Source organism: Pseudomonas sp. FH1 (assembly GCF_000510895.2).
GTDB classification, from domain to species: Bacteria; Pseudomonadota; Gammaproteobacteria; order Pseudomonadales; family Pseudomonadaceae; genus Aquipseudomonas; species Aquipseudomonas azotoformans_A.
On record NZ_AOHM01000015.1, the window covers coordinates 99,973 to 117,694 of the forward strand.

Consider the following 17,722-nt stretch of genomic DNA (forward strand, 5'->3'; position numbering starts at 1 on the left):
CATGAAGCGTCGCAGCTTGATCAAGGCTTTCACTCTTTCGGCATCCATTGCCGCCATGGGCATGACCTGGACGATCCAGGCCGCCGAGACCATCAAGGTCGGCATCCTGCATTCGCTGTCGGGCACCATGGCCATCTCCGAAACATCGCTCAAAGACATGGCCTTGATGACCATCGACGAGATCAACGCCAAGGGCGGTGTGAATGGCAAAATGCTGGAGCCTGTGGTCGTCGACCCTGCGTCGAACTGGCCGCTGTTTGCGGAAAAGGGCCGCCAGTTACTGACCCAGGACAAAGTCGCCGTGGTGTTCGGCTGCTGGACTTCGGTGTCGCGCAAATCCGTGTTGCCGGTGTTCGAAGAACTCAATGGCCTGCTGTTCTACCCGGTGCAATACGAAGGCGAAGAGATGTCGCCGAACGTGTTCTATACCGGTGCGGCGCCAAACCAGCAGGCGATCCCGGCGGTGGAATACCTGATGAGCGAAGAAGGCGGCAGCGCCAAGCGCTTCTTCCTGCTGGGCACCGATTACGTGTACCCGCGCACCACCAACAAGATCCTGCGTTCGTTCCTGCACTCCAAAGGCGTAGCGGATAAAGACATCGAAGAGGTCTACACCCCGTTCGGCCATGCCGATTACCAGACCATCGTCGCCAACATCAAAAAGTTCTCCGCCGGCGGCAAGACAGCCGTGATCTCCACCGTGAACGGCGACTCCAATGTGCCGTTCTACAAGGAGCTGGCCAACCAGGGTTTGAAAGCCACCGACGTGCCGGTGGTGGCGTTCTCCGTGGGTGAAGAAGAACTGCGCGGCATCGACACCAAGCCGCTGGTGGGCAACCTCGCCGCGTGGAACTACTTCCAGTCGGTGGAGAACCCGGTGAACCAGAAGTTCGTCGCCGACTGGAAAGCCTACGCCAAGAAACACAACCTACCGGGCGCGGACAAAGCCGTGACCAACGATCCGATGGAAGCCACTTACGTGGGCATCCATATGTGGGCGCAGGCGGCGGAGAAAGCCAAGTCCACCGACGTCGACAAAGTGCGTGAAGCGCTGGCCGGGCAGACATTTGCCGCGCCGTCGGGCTTTACCTTGACCATGGACAAGACCAACCACCACCTGCACAAGCCGGTAATGATTGGTGAGATCCAGGCGGATGGTCAGTTCTCGGTAGTGTGGCAGACCCAGGAGCCGATCCGGGCGCAGCCGTGGAGCCCGTACATTCCGGGCAATGACAAGAAGCCGGATTACGCCGTGAAGAGCAACTAAAGCCCGACTCGGTCAAAAAATGTGGGAGCGGGCTTGCTTGCGAATGCGGTGGATCAGTAACAGATGTATTGACTGACACACCGCATTCGCGAGCAAGCACGCTCCCACAGAAAGCCAGTCCGCGCATGATCAGGATACTTTGTTATGCCCACTGCCCTCTGCCGCTTCATTCTGGCAATCCTGTTATTACTGCCCTTGGCGGTATATGCCAGCGACGCCGAAGACTTCCTGTCCGCCAACCCCAGCCAACAAGCCAAGCTGCTCCAGGACTGGGCCGCCCAACCCGATCCAGCACGTATCGAATTGGTGGACGCCCTTGAACAAGGCCAACTCACGCTCAACGGTGAAACCAAAACCATCCGCCTGAACAACCGACTGCGCAGCCTGATCGACAACGTAAAGGCCAGCCAGCAACTGCTCGCCGCAGACCCCAAGGTACGCCTGGCTGCCGCGCACACCCTGCAAAAAAGCGCACAACCCGCGCAACTGAAATTCCTCGACCAGCAGGTCGCCAGCGAGACCAATGAAGACGTACACACGGCCCTCAGCCTCGCCCTGGCCAACCTGCAACTGGTCGACCCTGACCCGGTCGTGCGCCTCGCCGCCGTGCGTTTGCTCGGCAACACCGGCGACCCACTGGCGCGCACTCGCCTTGAAGCCTTGCTCGCCCCCGGCGTCGAGACCGATGCCACCGTGCACACCGCCGCCGAAACCAGCCTGGCCCAGGTCAAACGCAAGTTGATGCTAGGTGAAATCCTCGGACAAGCCTTCAGCGGCATGTCCCTCGGTTCGATCCTGCTGCTGGCGGCGCTGGGCCTGGCGATCACCTTTGGCCTGCTCGGCGTGATCAACATGGCCCACGGCGAGATGCTGATGCTCGGCGCCTACTCCACCTATGTGGTGCAAATGCTGATGCAGCGTTATGTGCCGCAAGCCATCGAGTTCTACCCGCTGATCGCGCTGCCGGTGGCGTTTTTTGTCACCGCCGCCATCGGTATGGCGCTAGAGCGCACAGTGATTCGTCACCTGTATGGCCGCCCGCTGGAAACCTTGCTCGCCACCTGGGGTATCAGCCTGATGCTGATCCAGCTGGTGCGCCTGGTGTTTGGCGCGCAGAACGTCGAAGTGTCCAACCCCGCCTGGCTGTCCGGCGGCATTCAAGTGCTGCCCAATCTAGTGCTGCCGTACAACCGGATTGTGATCATTGGCTTCGCGCTGTGCGTGGTGGTGCTGACGTGGTTGCTGCTGAACAAGACCCGCCTGGGCCTCAACGTGCGTGCCGTGACCCAGAACCGCAACATGGCGGCCTGCTGCGGCGTGCCCACCGGGCGGGTGGACATGCTCGCGTTTGGCCTGGGTTCCGGCATCGCCGGGCTGGGCGGCGTGGCGCTGAGCCAGATCGGCAACGTCGGCCCGGACCTGGGCCAGAGCTACATCATCGATTCCTTCCTGGTGGTGGTCCTTGGCGGTGTTGGCCAGTTGGCCGGTAGCGTCATGGCCGCCTTCGGGCTGGGCATCGCCAACAAGATCCTCGAACCCCAGATCGGCGCCGTGCTCGGCAAGATCCTGATCCTCGCGCTGATCATTCTGTTTATCCAGAAACGCCCGCAAGGACTCTTCGCACTGAAAGGACGGGTGATCGACTGATGAACCAGCCATTGATGCTTACCGCCACGCAGAAAGTCGGGCCCAAGGTGACGATTGCCGTGGGTGCGGTGATCCTGATCCTGCTGCTGGCGCTGCCGTTGCTGTCGCTGCTGCCCGCCGACAGCGCCTTTCATATCTCGGCCTACACCCTGACGCTGGTGGGCAAGATCCTCTGCTACGCCATCGTCGCCCTCGCCCTGGATTTGGTCTGGGGCTATGCGGGGATGTTGTCCCTCGGCCACGGCTTGTTCTTCGCCCTCGGTGGGTATGCGATGGGCATGTACCTGATGCGCCAGGCGTCCGGCGATGAGCTGCCGGCGTTCATGACCTTTTTGTCGTGGACCGAATTGCCGTGGTACTGGGTCGGCACCGAGCACTTCCTCTGGGCCATGTGCCTGGTGGTGCTGGCGCCGGGTTTGCTGGCGCTGGTGTTCGGTTTTTTTGCCTTCCGCTCGCGAATCAAGGGCGTGTATTTCTCGATCATGACCCAGGCCCTGACCTTCGCCGGGATGCTGTTGTTCTTCAGGAACGAGACCGGCTTTGGCGGCAATAACGGCTTCACTAATTTCCGTAGCATCCTCGGTTTCGGCATTACCGAACCGGGCACGCGGGCGGTGCTTTTTGTAGCGACGGTGCTGTTGCTGGTGGTCAGCTTGTTTATCGGCTGGCGCTTGGCAAAGAGCAAGTTCGGCCGGGTGCTGACCGCACTGCGTGACGCCGAGAACCGCCTGATGTTCTGCGGCTACGATCCGCGCGGTTTCAAACTGTTCGTGTGGGTACTGAGCGCAGTGCTGTGCGGGTTGGCAGGAGCGTTGTATGTGCCGCAGGTGGGCATCATCAACCCCAGCGAAATGTCACCGACCAACTCCATCGAAGCTGCCGTATGGGTCGCTCTGGGCGGGCGCGGCACGCTGATCGGCCCGCTGCTGGGCGCTGGCGTGGTCAATGGCATGAAGAGCTGGTTCACCGTGGCGTTCCCGGAATACTGGCTGTTCTTCCTCGGGGCGCTGTTCATCATCGTCACCCTGTACCTGCCCAAGGGCGTTATCGGCCTGCTGAAGAAATGAGGAACGTCATGCTTGAACCTATTTTCGATGCAGGCGCCGGCCGCGATGCCATCGGTATTGGCCAGGCGGCCGGCAAGGGTCTCAACACCCGCCACGGCACCATCCTGAGCCTGGAAGACATCAGCGTCAGCTTTGATGGTTTCAAGGCGCTCAACACCTTGAACCTGTACATCGGCGTCGGCGAGCTGCGCTGCATCATCGGCCCCAATGGCGCGGGCAAGACCACGCTGATGGACGTGATCACCGGCAAGACCCGGCCCAGCCACGGCACCGCCTGGTTTGGCGAAAACCTCGACCTGACCCGCCTGAGTGAAGTGCAGATCGCCCAGGCCGGTATCGGCCGCAAGTTCCAGAAGCCGACGGTGTTCGAAGCCCTCAGCGTGTTCGAAAACCTGGAGCTGGCGCAGAAGACCGACAAATCCGTATGGGCCAGCCTGCGCGCACGCTTGAGCGGCGAGCAGAAAGACCGTATCGATGAAGTGCTCGACACCATCCGCCTGACCGCTTCGGCCCAGCGCCAGGCGGGGTTGCTGTCCCACGGCCAGAAGCAATTCCTGGAAATCGGCATGTTGCTGATGCAGGACCCGCAACTATTGCTGCTGGATGAACCGGTGGCGGGCATGACCGACGCGGAAACCGAATTCACCGCCGAACTGTTCAAGCGCCTGGCGGGCAAGCATTCGCTGATGGTGGTGGAACACGACATGGGGTTTGTCGGCTCGATTGCCGACCACGTTACCGTGTTGCACCAGGGCAGCGTGCTGGCCGAAGGGTCGCTGGAACAGGTGCAGGAAAACGAGCGGGTGATCGAAGTCTATCTGGGCCGCTGAGGAGAGCTGAACATGCTGCAAGTCGACAAGTTGCACCAGTATTACGGCGGTAGCCACATCCTGCGCGGACTGTCGTTTGACGTGAAGATCGGCGAAGTGACCTGCCTGCTCGGCCGTAACGGCGTGGGCAAGACCACCCTGCTCAAGTGCCTGATGGGCTTGCTGCCGGCCAAAGAAGGCGCGGTGAATTGGGAAGGCCGCGCCATCACCGGTTTCAAGCCGCACCAACGCGTGCACGCGGGTATCGCCTACGTGCCACAGGGCCGAGAAATTTTCGGGCGGCTGACGGTGGAAGAAAACCTCTTGATGGGGCTCTCGCGCTTCCCCGGTTCAGAGGCCAAGGAAGTCCCGGCATTCATCTACGAACTGTTCCCCGTGTTGCTGCAGATGAAACATCGGCGTGGCGGTGATTTGTCTGGCGGCCAGCAGCAACAGCTCGCGATTGGGCGGGCGTTGGCCAGTCGCCCGCGCTTGCTGATCCTCGACGAACCCACCGAAGGCATTCAACCCTCGGTGATCAAGGAGATTGGCGCGGTGATCAAGAAACTGGCGGAGCGCGGCGATATGGCGATCCTGCTGGTGGAGCAGTTCTACGACTTTGCCGCCGAGTTGGCCGACCAATACCTGGTGATGTCCCGTGGTGAAATCGTGCAGCAGGGCCGAGGTGAAAATATGGAAAGTGAGGGTGTGCGCGGCCTGGTAACCATCTAATCTGTAGCCTCCTAACGATAAGCTCTTTGCCATGAACCTGCCCGTTACTCCTGCCCTGTTCACCCCCAGCTGGCACGCCGAGCTGGAACTCGGCTACGCGCGTTTCGGCGACACCACGCGGCCGGTGATGCGCCGCCACCTCGGCCCGTTGCGCGTGCAAAAACACCTGTACGCCGAAGGCCCCGAGGTGTGCCAGCACATCATCGTGCACCCGCCCGGAGGCATTGCCGGGGGTGATCGCCTGGACATCAGCGCCCACGTCGGTGCAGGCGCCTGGGCCCAGTTGACCAGCCCTGGCGCAGCCAAATGGTATCGCGCCAAGGGCCCTGCGTTTCAGCAGTTGGACCTCACCGTGGAAGCCGGCGCTACGCTGGAATGGCTGCCCCAGGAAACCATCGTGTTCAGCGCCGCCCAGGCCGAACTCACCACGCGCATCGAACTGCAAGGCGATGCGCGCTTGTTCTACTGGGATGTGGTCGCCCTCGGCCGCCCGGCCAGCGGCGAGCGTTTTGAGCTTGGCCACTTTCAATCACACCTCGATATCCGCCGCGACGGTCAGTTGCTCTGGCATGAACGCCAGCGCATTGTCGGCGCCGACGGTTTGCTCGATTCGCCCATCGGGCTGGACGGGCAACCCGTGTTTGCCACGTTGCTGCTGACGGCCGATATCGACCCTGAATTACTCGACACCTGCCGCGCCCTGCCCCACGCAGTGCGCGGTGACCTGACCCAATTGCCGGGCCTGCTGGTCGCCCGCTGCCTGGCCAGCGAAGCGCTGCATGCCCGCGCCTGGCTGATCGATTTATGGCGCCTGTTACGCCCCGCCGTGCTGGGCCGTGAAGCCGTCCCCCCCCGAATCTGGAGTACCTGAACCATGGACCTGACCCCACGGGAAAAAGACAAACTGCTGATCTTCACCGCAGGCTTGGTGGCAGAGCGCCGTCTCGCGCGCGGCGTGAAGCTCAACTACCCGGAAACCATCGCCTACATCTCCGCCGCCCTGATGGAAGGCGCCCGCGATGGCCGCACCGTGGCTGACCTGATGCACTTTGGCACCACCCTGCTCAGCCGCGAACAAGTGATGGAAGGCATCCCGGAAATGATCCCGGATATCCAGGTGGAAGCCACTTTCCCCGACGGCACCAAGCTGGTCACCGTGCACCAGCCGATTGCGTGAGGCCTGATGATGATTCGTGACGCAACCCAAAATGATCTGCCGGCGATCCGCGATATCTACAACGACGCGGTCCTCAACACCACGGCGATCTGGAACGAACAACCGGTGGACCTGGGCAACCGCCAGGCCTGGTTCAGTGCGCGGCATGCCCAGGGTTACCCGATCCTGGTCTCGGTGGAAAACGCTGAAGTCACCGGTTATGCCTCTTTCGGTGACTGGCGGCCGTTCGAAGGTTTCCGCTACAGCGTCGAGCATTCGGTGTATGTGCGCAGCGACCAACGCGGCAAGGGCCTCGGTCCGTTGCTGATGGCGGCGCTGATCGAACGTGCACGCGCGTGCGGCAAACACGTGATGGTCGCCGCCATCGAGAGCGGCAACCAGGCTTCGATCCGCCTGCATGAGCGCCAGGGCTTCATCACCACCGGGCAGATGCCCCAAGTGGGCATCAAGTTCGGCCGCTGGCTGGACCTGACCTTCATGCAACTGGCCTTGAACCCGGGCGCCGAACCGCCCAAGGAGTGACGTCGATGAACGCCGCGCAACTGCGTCGAGTCAATGCGGAAAGTTTTGCCCACTATCGCCTGGGCTTGATCGAGCTGTTGCTGGACGCGGTCAGGCATGGCGCGTCCGTCGGCTTCATGGCCGACTTCGACGAGGCCCAGGCCCGCGAGTATCTGCGCAGCGTGCAGGCGAGCATCGAAGACACCAGCCTGTTGCTGTGGGTGGTGGTGCGTGATGAACAGGTGATTGCCAGCGTGCAATTGGCGCTGTGCCAGAAAGCCAACGGCCTCAACCGCGCCGAGGTGCAAAAGCTGTTGGTGCACAGCAGCGCGCGCCGCCATGGCCTCGGCCAGCAATTGATGAGCACCCTGGAACTCGCCGCGCGCCAGCACAAGCGCGGCCTGCTGTACCTGGACACCGAGGCCGGCTCCCCCGCCGAAGCCTTCTACCAGTCGCTGCGCTACACCAAGATCGGTGAACTGCCCGACTACTGCCAAAGCCCGGACGGGCGCTACAGCCCGACCGCCATCTACTTCAAGACCCTGGGGCAACCTGCATGATTCCTGGTGAATATCAGATCCAGCCTGGCGATATCGAACTCAACGTTGGCCGCCGCACGATCAGCCTGAGCGTGGCCAACAGTGGCGACCGGCCGATCCAGGTGGGTTCGCATTATCATTTTTTCGAGACCAATGACGCGCTGACGTTTGATCGTGCGGCAAGTCGCGGCATGCGGTTGAACATTCCGGCGGGGACGGCGGTGCGGTTTGAGCCAGGGCAGAGTCGGGAGGTGGAGTTGGTGGATTTGAGTGGCGGGCGCCGAGTGTTCGGGTTTGCCGGACGCATCATGGGCAATCTGGAATAACTTGAGGACATACACATGAAAATTTCCAGACAAGCCTACGCCGACATGTACGGCCCCACCGTCGGTGACAAGGTCCGCCTGGCCGACACCGAGTTGTTCGTCGAAGTCGAACAGGACTTCACCGTCTATGGCGAAGAAGTGAAATTCGGCGGCGGCAAAGTCATCCGCGACGGCCAGGGCCAGAGCCAATTGCTCGCCCATGAAGTGGTCGACACCCTGATCACCAACGCGCTGATCATCGACCACTGGGGCATCGTCAAGGCCGACGTCGGCCTGAAGAACGGTCGCATCCACGCCATCGGCAAGGCCGGCAACCCGGACATCCAACCCGGCGTGACCATGGCCATCGGCGCTAGCACCGAGGTGATTGCCGGCGAAGGCATGATCCTCACCGCCGGCGGCATCGACAGCCACGTGCATTTCATCTGCCCGCAGCAGATCGAAGAAGCGCTGACCAGCGGCGTCACCACCATGATCGGCGGCGGCACGGGGCCTGCCACCGGTACCAACGCGACCACCTGCACCTCGGGCCCATGGCACCTGGCGCGCATGCTCCAGGCCAGCGATTCGTTCCCGATGAACATCGGCTTTACCGGCAAGGGCAACGCCAGTTTGCCGGAGCCGTTGATCGAACAGGTCAAGGCCGGCGCCATCGGTTTGAAGCTGCATGAAGACTGGGGCACCACCCCGGCGAGCATCGACAACTGCCTGAGCGTTGCCGATGAATACGACGTGCAGGTGGCGATCCACAGCGACACCCTCAACGAATCCGGCTTCGTCGAAACCACCCTCGCTGCCCTCAAGGGCCGCACCATCCACACCTACCACACCGAAGGTGCCGGTGGCGGCCACGCGCCGGACATCATCAAGGCCTGCGGCTTCGCCAACGTACTGCCCAGCTCCACCAACCCGACGCGGCCGTTCACGCGCAACACCATCGACGAACACCTCGACATGCTGATGGTCTGCCATCACCTCGACCCGAGCATTGCCGAAGACGTCGCCTTCGCCGAAAGCCGCATCCGCCGCGAGACCATCGCCGCCGAAGACATCCTGCACGACCTCGGCGCGTTCTCGATGATCAGCTCCGACAGCCAGGCCATGGGCCGCGTGGGCGAGGTGATCACACGCACCTGGCAGACCGCCGACAAGATGAAAAAACAGCGCGGCCCACTGCCCGGCGACGGCCCCGGCAATGACAATTTCCGCGCCAAACGCTACATCGCCAAGTACACCATCAACCCGGCGATCACCCACGGCGTCAGCCACATCGTCGGTTCCATTGAGGTGGGCAAGTGGGCCGACCTGGTGCTGTGGCGCCCGGCATTTTTCGGCATCAAACCGACCTTGATCCTCAAGGGCGGCGCGATTGCTTCCAGCCTGATGGGTGATGCCAACGCCTCGATCCCCACGCCGCAGCCAGTGCACTACCGCCCGATGTTCGCCAGCTTCGGCAGCTCGCTGCACGCCACCAGCCTGACCTTTATCAGCCAGGCCGCCCAGGACGCCGGTTTGCCCGAAACACTGGGGTTGAAAAAGCAGATAGCGGTGGTCAAGGGCTGCCGCAACGTGCAGAAAACCGACTTGATCCACAACGATTACCTGCCGGATATCGAGGTGGACCCACAGACGTACCAGGTTAAGGCCGATGGCGTGTTGCTGTGGTGTGAACCGGCCGAGGTGTTGCCGATGGCCCAGCGTTATTTCCTGTTCTGAGCCAACAACCCTGGCGCCCATGGCGTCAGGGCCTTGCCGGGAAGCCAACCCATCAGGCGCCCCGTCAAGGTGCCCAGCAACAACAAGCCGCGATAACGGTAACTGAGGGCTGAATCGCGCGTTTGCTCAAAGACCAAAAATCCATACAGGTCATCGCGGCTTTTGAAGCCGTACTTGCGCGCGAAATAGACGTTGTTGACATCCAGGTCCAGGCTGAACTGCTGCTGGATCGCCGCTTTGAGCCGTGGTTCGGCAAACGCTCTGATGTCCTAGATCGCCCCCAGGTGGGCCTCAATGTCGTTCAGGTTTTTGCGCCCGCGCCTGTGGCTGGCCACCAGGGCGGGCTTGCTGCTGGTGTACCTGCCGGGCAGTTGCAGCATGACCGACGAAGGCCGCAGCGCTAGACCGTTAGCGCGCGGCGGCTATTTTTCAGAAGTTTTCCCGAGGGTTGAACGCGGCCTTTTTCGCCAGTTCCTGCCACAGGGCGATGGTCTCGTCATCCGCCTGTTTGGGCATCACGGCCTTGAGCTGGATGTACAGGAACCCTCGTTCCCCGGCCTTGTTCAGCAAACCATGACCCTTGGCGCGCATCCGCTGGCCGTTCTGGCTGCCGGCAGGCACCTTGAGGTTGATCTTGCCGGTCAGGGTCGGCACGGCCACTTCGGCGCCCAGCGCCAGTTCCCACGGTGCCAGCGGCAAGGTGATCACCAGGTTTTCGCCTTCGACTTCGAACTTCGAATGCGGCGCAAACTTGATGATCAGGTACAGGTCGCCATTGGCCCCGCCACCGATCCCCGGTGCGCCCTGCGCCTTGAGGCGAATACGCTCGCCGTCGGCCACGCCGGCCGGGATTTTCACGTTCAGGCTCTTGGTGGTGTTGCTCACATGTCGGCCCGAGGCGTCATATTGCGGCACCTGGAAGCTGATCTGCTTGGACTCGGTGGACAGCGTCTCTTCAAGGGACACGGTCAGTTGCATCTCCACGTCCTGGCCCTTGCGCCCGGCAGGACGACGCTGGCCGCCACCGAAAGCATCGCCACGGGAGCCGAAGATCGAGCTGAAGAAGTCCGAGAAGTCCTCACCGCCACCGCCGCCACCAAAACCGCCACGGCTCTGCCAGCCCGGTGGCCCTTGGAACGGCTGGCCATGCTGGCCGTATTTGCGCAGTTCGTCGTATTCGGCGCGTTTGTCGGCGCTTTTCAGCGCCTCATAGGCTTCGGACGCGTCCTTGAACTTGGCTTCGGCGTCTTTTTCCTTGCTGACATCCGGGTGATATTTACGCGCGAGCTTGCGATAGGCCGCCTTGATTTCCTTGTCGTCGGCCGTCGGCTCTACGCCCAATATCTTGTAGTAGTCTTTGAAATCCATCGGCGGTTCACCATCCTTAATCGAGATCGCACAGCCCGGGGCACAACGTGCGCTGCATTGCACCTGTTGAGTCTTGTGGCCTGGGGGTGCGTCAAAGTGTTATCGGCACTTGCCGTATGCAGCAGATGTGGGGGCGAATCGCCAGGTTTCAAGGAAGATTTAACAGATGGTCGGCCTACGCATCCGCCCTCGACTGGCATACACTGCGCGGCCGTTTTTCAACCGGAACCTGATTGTCATGGAAAACTCATCCCCAGCCCGTGCCTGCGGCATCGACTTTGGCACGTCCAACTCCACCGTCGGCTGGATCCGCCCCGGCGAGGAGACGCTTATTGCGCTGGAGGACGACAAGATCACCCTGCCGTCGGTGGTGTTCTTCAACTTCGAGGAACGTCGCCCGGTGTACGGTCGCCTGGCGCTGCACGAGTACCTGGAAAACTACGAAGGCCGGCTGATGCGCTCGCTCAAGAGCCTGCTGGGTTCCAAGCTGATCAAGCACGACACCAGCGTGCTCGGCACGGCGATGCCGTTCACCGACCTGCTGGCGCTGTTTATCGGCCAGCTCAAGAGCCGCGCCGAAGCCAACGCCGGCCGTGAGTTCGAAGAAGTGGTGCTGGGCCGCCCGGTGTTTTTCGTCGATGACGACCCGATGGCTGACCAGGAAGCCGAGAACACCCTGGTGGACGTGGCGCGCAAGATCGGCTTCAAGGACATTTCGTTCCAGTACGAGCCGATTGCGGCTGCGTTTGACTACGAATCCACCATCCAGAAAGAAGAGCTGGTACTGATCGTCGATATCGGCGGTGGTACGTCTGACTTCTCCCTGGTGCGCCTGTCGCCGGACCGTCGTCACAACGACAACCGCCAGAGCGACATCCTCGCCACCGGCGGCGTGCACATCGGCGGTACCGACTTCGACAAGCAGCTCTCGCTCAACGGCATGATGCCGCTGTTCGGCTACGGCAGCCGCATGAAGAGTGGCGCCTACATGCCCACCAGCCACCACATGAACTTGGCCACCTGGCACACCATCAACTCGGTGTACTCGCAAAAATCCCAGCTGGCCCTGGGCAGCATGCGCTACGACATCGAAGACACCGGTGGCATCGACCGCCTGTTCAAGTTGATCGAACAGCGCGCCGGGCATTGGTTGGCCATGGAAGTGGAAGAAACCAAGATCCAGCTGACCCACGAAGACAGCCGCCACGTGGCGCTGGACCGTATCGAAGCCGGCCTGAGTGTGGACCTGAGCCGGGCGTTGTTCGAGTCGTCCATTGACGCCTTGCTGGAGCGTGTGCGCGGTAGCGTGACGCAACTGTTCAACGACGCTACGGTGAGCGTGGCGCAGGTGGACACGGTGTTCTTTACCGGCGGTTCCAGCGGGATCCCGGCGCTGCGCCACAGCATTTCGGCGATGCTGCCGAATGCGCGGCATGTGGAAGGCAATATCTTTGGCAGTATCGGCAGTGGTCTGGCAATTGAGGCCAGCAAGCGCTACGGGCACTGATCTGTCGAATGCTGAGCGAGCTTCCTGTAGTGAGCGCGCTTGCCCCGCGCTGGGCTGCGCAGCAGCCCCAGTAAAGAGAAATGCAGCGTATCTGGCACTCCTTGCCTGCAGGTTTTGGGGCTGCTACGCAGCCCAGCGCGGGGCAAGCCCGCTCACCACAAAGACTCAGTTCGGCACACTACTTTCTAAACGCCATGGCGCAAAACGCAAGTTTCAAATCCGTAGTGATGGCGCAGTCCTTTTTAGAGTGGTGCCTAAGGGTGGTAGATGGCCCAAAGCCCAAGCCCTGTCAGGCACCACATGACCACACCCGGCACGATCACCAGGTAGTTCCATAGCGTGAAACGGTTATTGCTCATGCCTTCCGGGTCGTCCGCTGCAAAATTGATCAGGCCCTGGGCTTGCTGGAGGATGTAGGCACACAGCGGCACTGCCAGGATGACCAGGGGTTTGTAGGCCAACCAGCTGTCGATCCGGTTCGCGGCCATCTCGAAAACCCGTGACCCTACGGTGACCACCACGAACACGGTCGCCCACTGCTCGAAGTCAAAATCGAATTTCCGACCGCTACGGGCTACCCGATCATCAGCCCGGCGATACAACTGATGCATGAAGAAGATGAAGAAAATGGCCCGCGCCAAAGGCCTGATATCCAACTGGTGGAAATCCTTGTACAAGCGCCAGTTTTTATACGACCAGATATAGGTGTACAGCCCAAAACTGAGCACGCTGAGAATCAGCAGCTTCTTTTTGGAAATGACGTAAAACTCAGGCGACGTCTTAACCGTATCGCTCAACTGCGCCGTTGGCGGCGCATAGATATTGTCGCTCACTGCGGGTTTCCCTCTAAGTCCCTTTAAAGTTTGTGAAGCCAAAGCACTTGCGTTATCGCGTCAAACCATCCCGCCGAGCTTCAGCTCACTTTTGAGATACGCGTAATAAATCGGCCCCGCCACCACTCCCGGCAAGCCAAACGCAGCCTCAAACACCAACATCGCCAACAACAACTCCCACGACTTGGCACTGATCTGGCCGCCCACAATGCGCGCATTGAGGAAGTATTCGATCTTGTGGATCACGATCAGATAGCCCAACGCCGCCACCGCCACCCAGATCGACAGCGACAGCGCGACGATGGTGATCAGCGTGTTGGACATCAGGTTGCCGATGACCGGCAGCAGACCGAGCAGGAAGGTCAGAACGATCAGGGTTTTGGTCAGCGGCAGGTGAATCCCGCACAGCGGCAACACAACGGCGAGGAACACGGCGGTGAAGGCGGTGTTGAGCGCGGCGATCTTGATCTGTGCGAAGACGATATTGCGAAAGGCCTGGACCAGCAGGTGCAGGCGGTCGAACAGCGCGGCGGCCAGGGGTTTGCGTTTGGTCAGGTCGGGCACGCGCTGCAGGGCGATGATCGCACCGAGCACCATGCCGATCAGCAGGGTGACGAACATGTGGGCGGCGTCCTTACCCACAAGCTGCAGTTCGCTCAGGTGCTTGCTTAGCCAGTCGCCGATAGCCACGCGGAACTCGGCGGCACTGGCAGGCAAGTAAGCGTCGAGGAACGGCGGCAACTGGCCGCGCGCGCGGTCGACCACCCCCATGAATTTGTCCAGGGAAGCGCCAGGGTTTTCCGCTTCATGGAGCAGGAAGCTGATGGCACCGGCGAAGATCAAAGTCAGCACACTGACGATCAAGGTGCCGAGCAAGGCCACCGCCAGCCAGCGCGCGCGCCGGCCTTCGATCAGCTGTTGCAGTTGGGGAGTGAGCATGTTGACCAGCTCGAACACCAACAGACCGGCCAGCAGGCTGGGCAGTAATTTGAGCGGCAGTACCAGCAGCAGTCCGCCGAAAATGATGATGTAGCTGGCCAGCAATATCACGTGACGCTGAGAAAACGTTGGCATACAGCCTCAAAACGAACGGCGTTAAAGGATGGGCAGTCTGCCAGCCTTGAGAGAATCAAGCGAGTGGGTCAGTGGTGAATGCGATCAAGTGTGGGAACAGGCTGCCTGCTCCCACCTGTGTGATCAGCCTTTGAGGCAAGTGCTCATGAAGGTTTTGCGCGCATCGCCGGTCAGCGCCTTGGTTTTCGCTGAGGCATTGCAATCCTTCATCTTCTGCTGCTGCGGCGTCAGGGTCTTGGCGTCATTGGCCGCCGGGGCCGACAGACAGGTCTTCATGAAGGCCTTGCGGTCATCACCCTTGAGCGTCTTGGTGGTCGCTTCGGCATTGCAGGTGGTCATTTTGTTTTGCTGGGCAGTGGCGGCAAAACCCTGGGAACACAGCAGCAGGCCCATCATCAACAGCGGAATTCGCAGCATCTTCATGGAGTTTTCTCCCTGTTACCGTGCCGGGCGGCACGGCCTACCCAGCAGTGTAGTCAAAGCCTGTTACAACTTCACCGGCTACGGATATGCGTCCGTCGGTACTGCTCCGGCGTGCAGCCCGCCTGGCGCTGGAACATGGCGATAAAGGCTGACGCGGTGCTGTAGCCCAGGTCAAATGCCACATGTTGCACGCTGCGCGGGCTGTCGAGGGCTTCGATGGCCGCCAGGTAGCGCAGGCGTTGACGCCATTCGCCGAAGCTCATGCCCAGCTCCCGCACAAACAGGCGCGCCAGGGTGCGTTCGCTCACGTGGACTTGCTCGGCCCAGTGCGCCAGGGGCCGGTTATCGGCAGGGTCGGCCTGCATGCCTTCGAGTACGCCAAGCAAGCCGGGGTGACGGGCGTAAGGCAAAAAGCATTCGTGGATCGGCGCCTGCTTGAGCTGGTCCACCAGCACCTGGGCCAGGCGGATATCGGACTCGGTCTGCGGCATGTTCACATCACGCCCGGCGAAATCGCTGAGGATGGCCTTGAGGATATCGCTGATCGCCAGGGTGCACGGCTGCTGGGGCAACTGCTCACAGAGTTCCGGCGCCAACCCGACCGAGTGATAGACGATCGCCTCGGCGTTGTAGGAACTGTGCTGCGTATGCGGCGGCACCCACACCGCGTATTGCGGCGGCGACATGAAGCGGTTGCCGGCCACCTCCATGCGCATCACGCCGCTGGCCGAGTAATCCAGCGAACCCCAGAAGTGCTGGTGCGGGGTGCACTCGGTGTCGGGGGCGAAATCCGAATAACGGAAGTACACCGGGCTCGGCAGCTGGGGGAAATCCGCAAGGCGTACGTTGTGCTTGGCCATATTGTCTGGATACAGAGGTGGTTTGTCTGGATCGCAGTATAGGCTTCGATCCAGACAATGGATAATCCTGCCTCATCAACACACTGGGTTTCTTTCGATGCAATACGCGTATCCCTTGCTGGCCATTTTCATCTGGGCCGGCAACACCGTCGTCAACAAGCTGGCCGTGGGCGCACTGTTCCCGGCGGAAATCGGCTTTTACCGCTGGTTGCTGGCGGCGCTGCTGTTCACGCCGTTCATGATCAAGCCGGTGATCGCCAACTGGGCGTTGATCCGTCCGAACCTGGGCAAGGTGTTCATCCTCGGCGTGCTAGGCATGGCGGTGTACCAGAGCCTGGCGTACTACGCCGCGTCGCTGACCACGGCGACCAACATGGGCATCATCCTATCGTTGATGCCATTGATGGCACTCACAGCAGCGATCATCAGCCTCGGCCAACGCCTCACCTACGGCGCGATGACTGGTGCCGTGCTGTCATTCGCCGGCGTGGTGGTGGTGGTCTCCGCCGGTAGCCTCGACGCACTGCTGCAACACGGGGTCAACCTGGGCGACGGCATGATGCTGGTCGCGACCCTGGCCTACGCGGTCTACAGCACCCTGTTGAAGAAATGGCAGCTGCGCCTGCCGCCGTTGGTGTTGCTGTATCTGCAGGTGCTGGTGGCGGTGGTGGTGCTGTTTCCGCTGTTCCTGTTCTCGGCGAAGGCCGGCTTGGGTTGGGCGAACATTCCGCTGGTGCTGTATGCGTGCCTGTTGGCCTCGATGGTCACGCCGCTGGCGTGGATGCATTCGGTAAAGACCTTGGGCCCGAGCCGCACGACGTTGTTTTTCAACCTGCTGCCGTTGATCACCGCGTTGATTGCGGCCGTGGTGCTGAAGGAAGAATTGGCGCTGTACCACCTGGTGGGCGGCTTGCTGACCTTGGGCGGGGTGATTATGTCGGAGCGTTGGACCACGCCGGTGCGTTAAACCCCGGCCTCCTTCAAGCGTCGGGCATGCTCGACGAACAGTCGAATCGGCTCGGCGCCCTTGCCCACCAGGCCCAGGGATTGGTTGACGATATCGAAGTGATCCAAGGCGTAGTCATCGCCGATCACCCTCCCCAGGTGTGAGCTGTAGCGTCCGACCATGCCGTCGCACTGGCCCTTTTCGCGTACAAAGCTGCGGGCGAACAGGCGGCAACTGCGATGCGTACCGTCGAACAGGTTGCGACCCCGGTCGGTGATGCCCGGCTGCAAGGTGCCGGACCATGAGTAATACCGCACGCCGTTGACCTCTTCGGGCCCCTGCCCGCCCCATGTCGGCGGCAGCCCCTGTGGATAGCACTGATTGAACAGCGCCACACCCGCACTGGTCAGGGAATGATGGGAGGCCTGCAAGTCCGCCTTGAAGCGTGGCCCGCGATAGCCGGTTTCCAGCACGCCCATCACCCAGGCAACCAGGTGAAACAGCGCGCTCATGATTCGGCCCTTCACGCCATCCACGGGGTAATTGAGATGAATGTGGTCCGCCAGTTCCGAGCCATGGTTGGGCCCGGCCACCGATGTCACCGACGCCACCCACTCCGGGCGCTTGGCCGCTGCATACCGCGCAGTGAGCGAGCCCTGGCTGTGGCCGATCAGGTTGACCTTGTCGGCCCCCATTTCACGGCGAATGCGCTCGATCTGCAGCAGCAATTGCTCGCCACGCACCTCGCTGGAGTCCAGCGGCGCCACCTGCACGGGAAATACCTGCGCGCCGCCTGCCTGTAGCGCCGGGACGATGCCGTACCAATAGGGAAACCACCCCAGGCGCACAAACCCGAGCATGCCGGGGACCAGCACCAAGGGGTAACGCGTGGCTAACGACTGCGGCATGGGCCGAACGTCCTTGATCAGG

Annotated in this window: 20 protein-coding genes; 14 read left to right on the forward strand and 6 right to left on the reverse strand. The window is 61.5% G+C overall.

The window, feature by feature from the left end:
• The first annotated feature begins 1 nt into the window (after position 1).
• The 12 genes from urtA to H096_RS06640 all read left to right on the forward strand — a co-directional run bounded on the left by urtA (position 2) and on the right by H096_RS06640 (position 10,185).
• The gene (urtA, locus tag H096_RS06585) at positions 2 to 1,267 is read left to right on the forward strand and encodes an urea ABC transporter substrate-binding protein (protein ID WP_033897367.1); all 1,266 of its coding nucleotides are present in this window, start codon (positions 2 to 4) and stop codon (positions 1,265 to 1,267) included.
• A 144-nt stretch (positions 1,268 to 1,411) separates the two neighbouring features.
• Positions 1,412 to 2,914, forward strand: coding sequence for an urea ABC transporter permease subunit UrtB (urtB, locus tag H096_RS06590; RefSeq protein ID WP_033897368.1), 1,503 nt, complete (start codon positions 1,412 to 1,414; stop codon positions 2,912 to 2,914).
• Positions 2,914 to 3,981 carry an urea ABC transporter permease subunit UrtC gene (urtC, locus tag H096_RS06595; RefSeq protein WP_033897369.1) on the forward strand — a complete coding sequence of 356 codons (1,068 nt, stop codon included), beginning with the start codon at positions 2,914 to 2,916 and terminating at the stop codon, positions 3,979 to 3,981. Before urtB ends, urtC begins: the two co-directional genes overlap by 1 nt.
• Complete coding sequence (gene urtD / locus H096_RS06600; RefSeq protein ID WP_162240109.1) at positions 3,978 to 4,811, forward strand: urea ABC transporter ATP-binding protein UrtD; 834 nt, start codon at positions 3,978 to 3,980, stop codon at positions 4,809 to 4,811. The genes urtC and urtD overlap by 4 nt, the downstream gene beginning before the upstream one ends.
• 12 nt (positions 4,812 to 4,823) lie before the next feature.
• Entirely contained in the window at positions 4,824 to 5,522 is a 699-nt protein-coding gene (urtE, locus tag H096_RS06605; protein WP_033897371.1) for an urea ABC transporter ATP-binding subunit UrtE, read from the forward strand.
• 31 nt (positions 5,523 to 5,553) lie between these two features.
• Positions 5,554 to 6,393, forward strand: coding sequence for an urease accessory protein UreD (locus H096_RS06610; protein ID WP_033897372.1), 840 nt, complete (start codon positions 5,554 to 5,556; stop codon positions 6,391 to 6,393).
• Positions 6,394 to 6,396: 3 nt separating this feature from the next.
• Positions 6,397 to 6,699: an urease subunit gamma gene (locus tag H096_RS06615; protein WP_010213535.1), complete on the forward strand. Its 303-nt coding sequence runs from the start codon at positions 6,397 to 6,399 to the stop codon at positions 6,697 to 6,699.
• A gap of 9 nt (positions 6,700 to 6,708) precedes the next feature.
• Positions 6,709 to 7,221, forward strand: a complete 513-nt coding sequence (locus tag H096_RS06620) for a GNAT family N-acetyltransferase (RefSeq protein WP_033897408.1) — start codon at positions 6,709 to 6,711, stop codon at positions 7,219 to 7,221.
• A gap of 5 nt (positions 7,222 to 7,226) precedes the next feature.
• On the forward strand, positions 7,227 to 7,760 hold the full coding sequence (locus tag H096_RS06625) for a GNAT family N-acetyltransferase (RefSeq protein WP_016976964.1): 534 nt from the start codon (positions 7,227 to 7,229) through the stop codon (positions 7,758 to 7,760).
• Complete coding sequence (locus H096_RS06630) at positions 7,757 to 8,065, forward strand: urease subunit beta (RefSeq protein WP_033897373.1); 309 nt, start codon at positions 7,757 to 7,759, stop codon at positions 8,063 to 8,065. The genes H096_RS06625 and H096_RS06630 overlap by 4 nt, the downstream gene beginning before the upstream one ends.
• A gap of 15 nt (positions 8,066 to 8,080) precedes the next feature.
• On the forward strand, positions 8,081 to 9,781 hold the full coding sequence (gene ureC / locus H096_RS06635) for an urease subunit alpha (protein WP_033897374.1): 1,701 nt from the start codon (positions 8,081 to 8,083) through the stop codon (positions 9,779 to 9,781).
• Between the two features lie 122 nt (positions 9,782 to 9,903).
• A complete protein-coding gene (locus H096_RS06640) occupies positions 9,904 to 10,185 on the forward strand; it encodes a hypothetical protein (RefSeq protein ID WP_033897375.1) in 282 nt (93 codons plus the stop codon).
• Positions 10,186 to 10,210: 25 nt separating this feature from the next.
• Here H096_RS06640 and H096_RS06645 read toward each other — a convergent pair whose 3' ends face one another.
• Positions 10,211 to 11,149, reverse strand: a complete 939-nt coding sequence (locus H096_RS06645; protein ID WP_033897376.1) for a DnaJ C-terminal domain-containing protein — start codon at positions 11,147 to 11,149, stop codon at positions 10,211 to 10,213.
• Positions 11,150 to 11,387: 238 nt separating this feature from the next.
• Here H096_RS06645 and H096_RS06650 point away from each other — a divergent pair, with 238 nt between their 5' ends.
• Positions 11,388 to 12,656, forward strand: a complete 1,269-nt coding sequence (locus tag H096_RS06650) for an Hsp70 family protein (protein WP_033897409.1) — start codon at positions 11,388 to 11,390, stop codon at positions 12,654 to 12,656.
• A gap of 254 nt (positions 12,657 to 12,910) precedes the next feature.
• Here H096_RS06650 and H096_RS06655 read toward each other — a convergent pair whose 3' ends face one another.
• The 4 genes from H096_RS06655 to H096_RS06670 form a co-directional block, all read right to left on the reverse strand.
• Positions 12,911 to 13,489, reverse strand: a complete 579-nt coding sequence (locus H096_RS06655; RefSeq protein WP_033897377.1) for a hypothetical protein — start codon at positions 13,487 to 13,489, stop codon at positions 12,911 to 12,913.
• Positions 13,490 to 13,549: 60 nt separating this feature from the next.
• Positions 13,550 to 14,563 carry an AI-2E family transporter gene (locus H096_RS06660; protein WP_033897378.1) on the reverse strand — a complete coding sequence of 338 codons (1,014 nt, stop codon included), beginning with the start codon at positions 14,561 to 14,563 and terminating at the stop codon, positions 13,550 to 13,552.
• Positions 14,564 to 14,686: 123 nt separating this feature from the next.
• Positions 14,687 to 14,986, reverse strand: a complete 300-nt coding sequence (locus H096_RS06665) for a PsiF family protein (RefSeq protein ID WP_005784310.1) — start codon at positions 14,984 to 14,986, stop codon at positions 14,687 to 14,689.
• 71 nt (positions 14,987 to 15,057) lie between these two features.
• Entirely contained in the window at positions 15,058 to 15,846 is a 789-nt protein-coding gene (locus H096_RS06670) for a helix-turn-helix transcriptional regulator (protein ID WP_033897379.1), read from the reverse strand.
• A gap of 97 nt (positions 15,847 to 15,943) precedes the next feature.
• Here H096_RS06670 and H096_RS06675 point away from each other — a divergent pair, with 97 nt between their 5' ends.
• Positions 15,944 to 16,813: a DMT family transporter gene (locus H096_RS06675; RefSeq protein WP_033897380.1), complete on the forward strand. Its 870-nt coding sequence runs from the start codon at positions 15,944 to 15,946 to the stop codon at positions 16,811 to 16,813.
• Here the strand turns inward: H096_RS06675 and H096_RS06680 are convergent.
• The gene (locus tag H096_RS06680) at positions 16,810 to 17,700 is read right to left on the reverse strand and encodes a triacylglycerol lipase (protein ID WP_033897381.1); all 891 of its coding nucleotides are present in this window, start codon (positions 17,698 to 17,700) and stop codon (positions 16,810 to 16,812) included. The two genes, H096_RS06675 and H096_RS06680, sit on opposite strands and share 4 nt — an antisense overlap.
• Positions 17,701 to 17,722: the final 22 nt, after the last annotated feature.

Coding starts and splice junctions, on each gene's coding strand:
- ureC (WP_033897374.1), top strand. CDS start 8,081: ATGAAAATTTCCAGACAAGCCTACGCCGACATGTACGGCCCCACCGTC.
- H096_RS06650 (WP_033897409.1), top strand. CDS start 11,388: ATGGAAAACTCATCCCCAGCCCGTGCCTGCGGCATCGACTTTGGCACG.
- H096_RS06675 (WP_033897380.1), top strand. CDS start 15,944: ATGCAATACGCGTATCCCTTGCTGGCCATTTTCATCTGGGCCGGCAAC.
- H096_RS06620 (WP_033897408.1), top strand. CDS start 6,709: ATGATTCGTGACGCAACCCAAAATGATCTGCCGGCGATCCGCGATATC.
- H096_RS06615 (WP_010213535.1), top strand. CDS start 6,397: ATGGACCTGACCCCACGGGAAAAAGACAAACTGCTGATCTTCACCGCA.
- urtC (WP_033897369.1), top strand. CDS start 2,914: ATGAACCAGCCATTGATGCTTACCGCCACGCAGAAAGTCGGGCCCAAG.
- H096_RS06630 (WP_033897373.1), top strand. CDS start 7,757: ATGATTCCTGGTGAATATCAGATCCAGCCTGGCGATATCGAACTCAAC.
- urtA (WP_033897367.1), top strand. CDS start 2: ATGAAGCGTCGCAGCTTGATCAAGGCTTTCACTCTTTCGGCATCCATT.
- urtE (WP_033897371.1), top strand. CDS start 4,824: ATGCTGCAAGTCGACAAGTTGCACCAGTATTACGGCGGTAGCCACATC.
- H096_RS06660 (WP_033897378.1), bottom strand. CDS start 14,563: ATGCCAACGTTTTCTCAGCGTCACGTGATATTGCTGGCCAGCTACATC.
- H096_RS06610 (WP_033897372.1), top strand. CDS start 5,554: ATGAACCTGCCCGTTACTCCTGCCCTGTTCACCCCCAGCTGGCACGCC.
- H096_RS06645 (WP_033897376.1), bottom strand. CDS start 11,149: ATGGATTTCAAAGACTACTACAAGATATTGGGCGTAGAGCCGACGGCC.
- H096_RS06680 (WP_033897381.1), bottom strand. CDS start 17,700: ATGCCGCAGTCGTTAGCCACGCGTTACCCCTTGGTGCTGGTCCCCGGC.
- H096_RS06625 (WP_016976964.1), top strand. CDS start 7,227: ATGAACGCCGCGCAACTGCGTCGAGTCAATGCGGAAAGTTTTGCCCAC.
- urtD (WP_162240109.1), top strand. CDS start 3,978: ATGAGGAACGTCATGCTTGAACCTATTTTCGATGCAGGCGCCGGCCGC.
- H096_RS06665 (WP_005784310.1), bottom strand. CDS start 14,986: ATGAAGATGCTGCGAATTCCGCTGTTGATGATGGGCCTGCTGCTGTGT.
- H096_RS06670 (WP_033897379.1), bottom strand. CDS start 15,846: ATGGCCAAGCACAACGTACGCCTTGCGGATTTCCCCCAGCTGCCGAGC.
- urtB (WP_033897368.1), top strand. CDS start 1,412: ATGCCCACTGCCCTCTGCCGCTTCATTCTGGCAATCCTGTTATTACTG.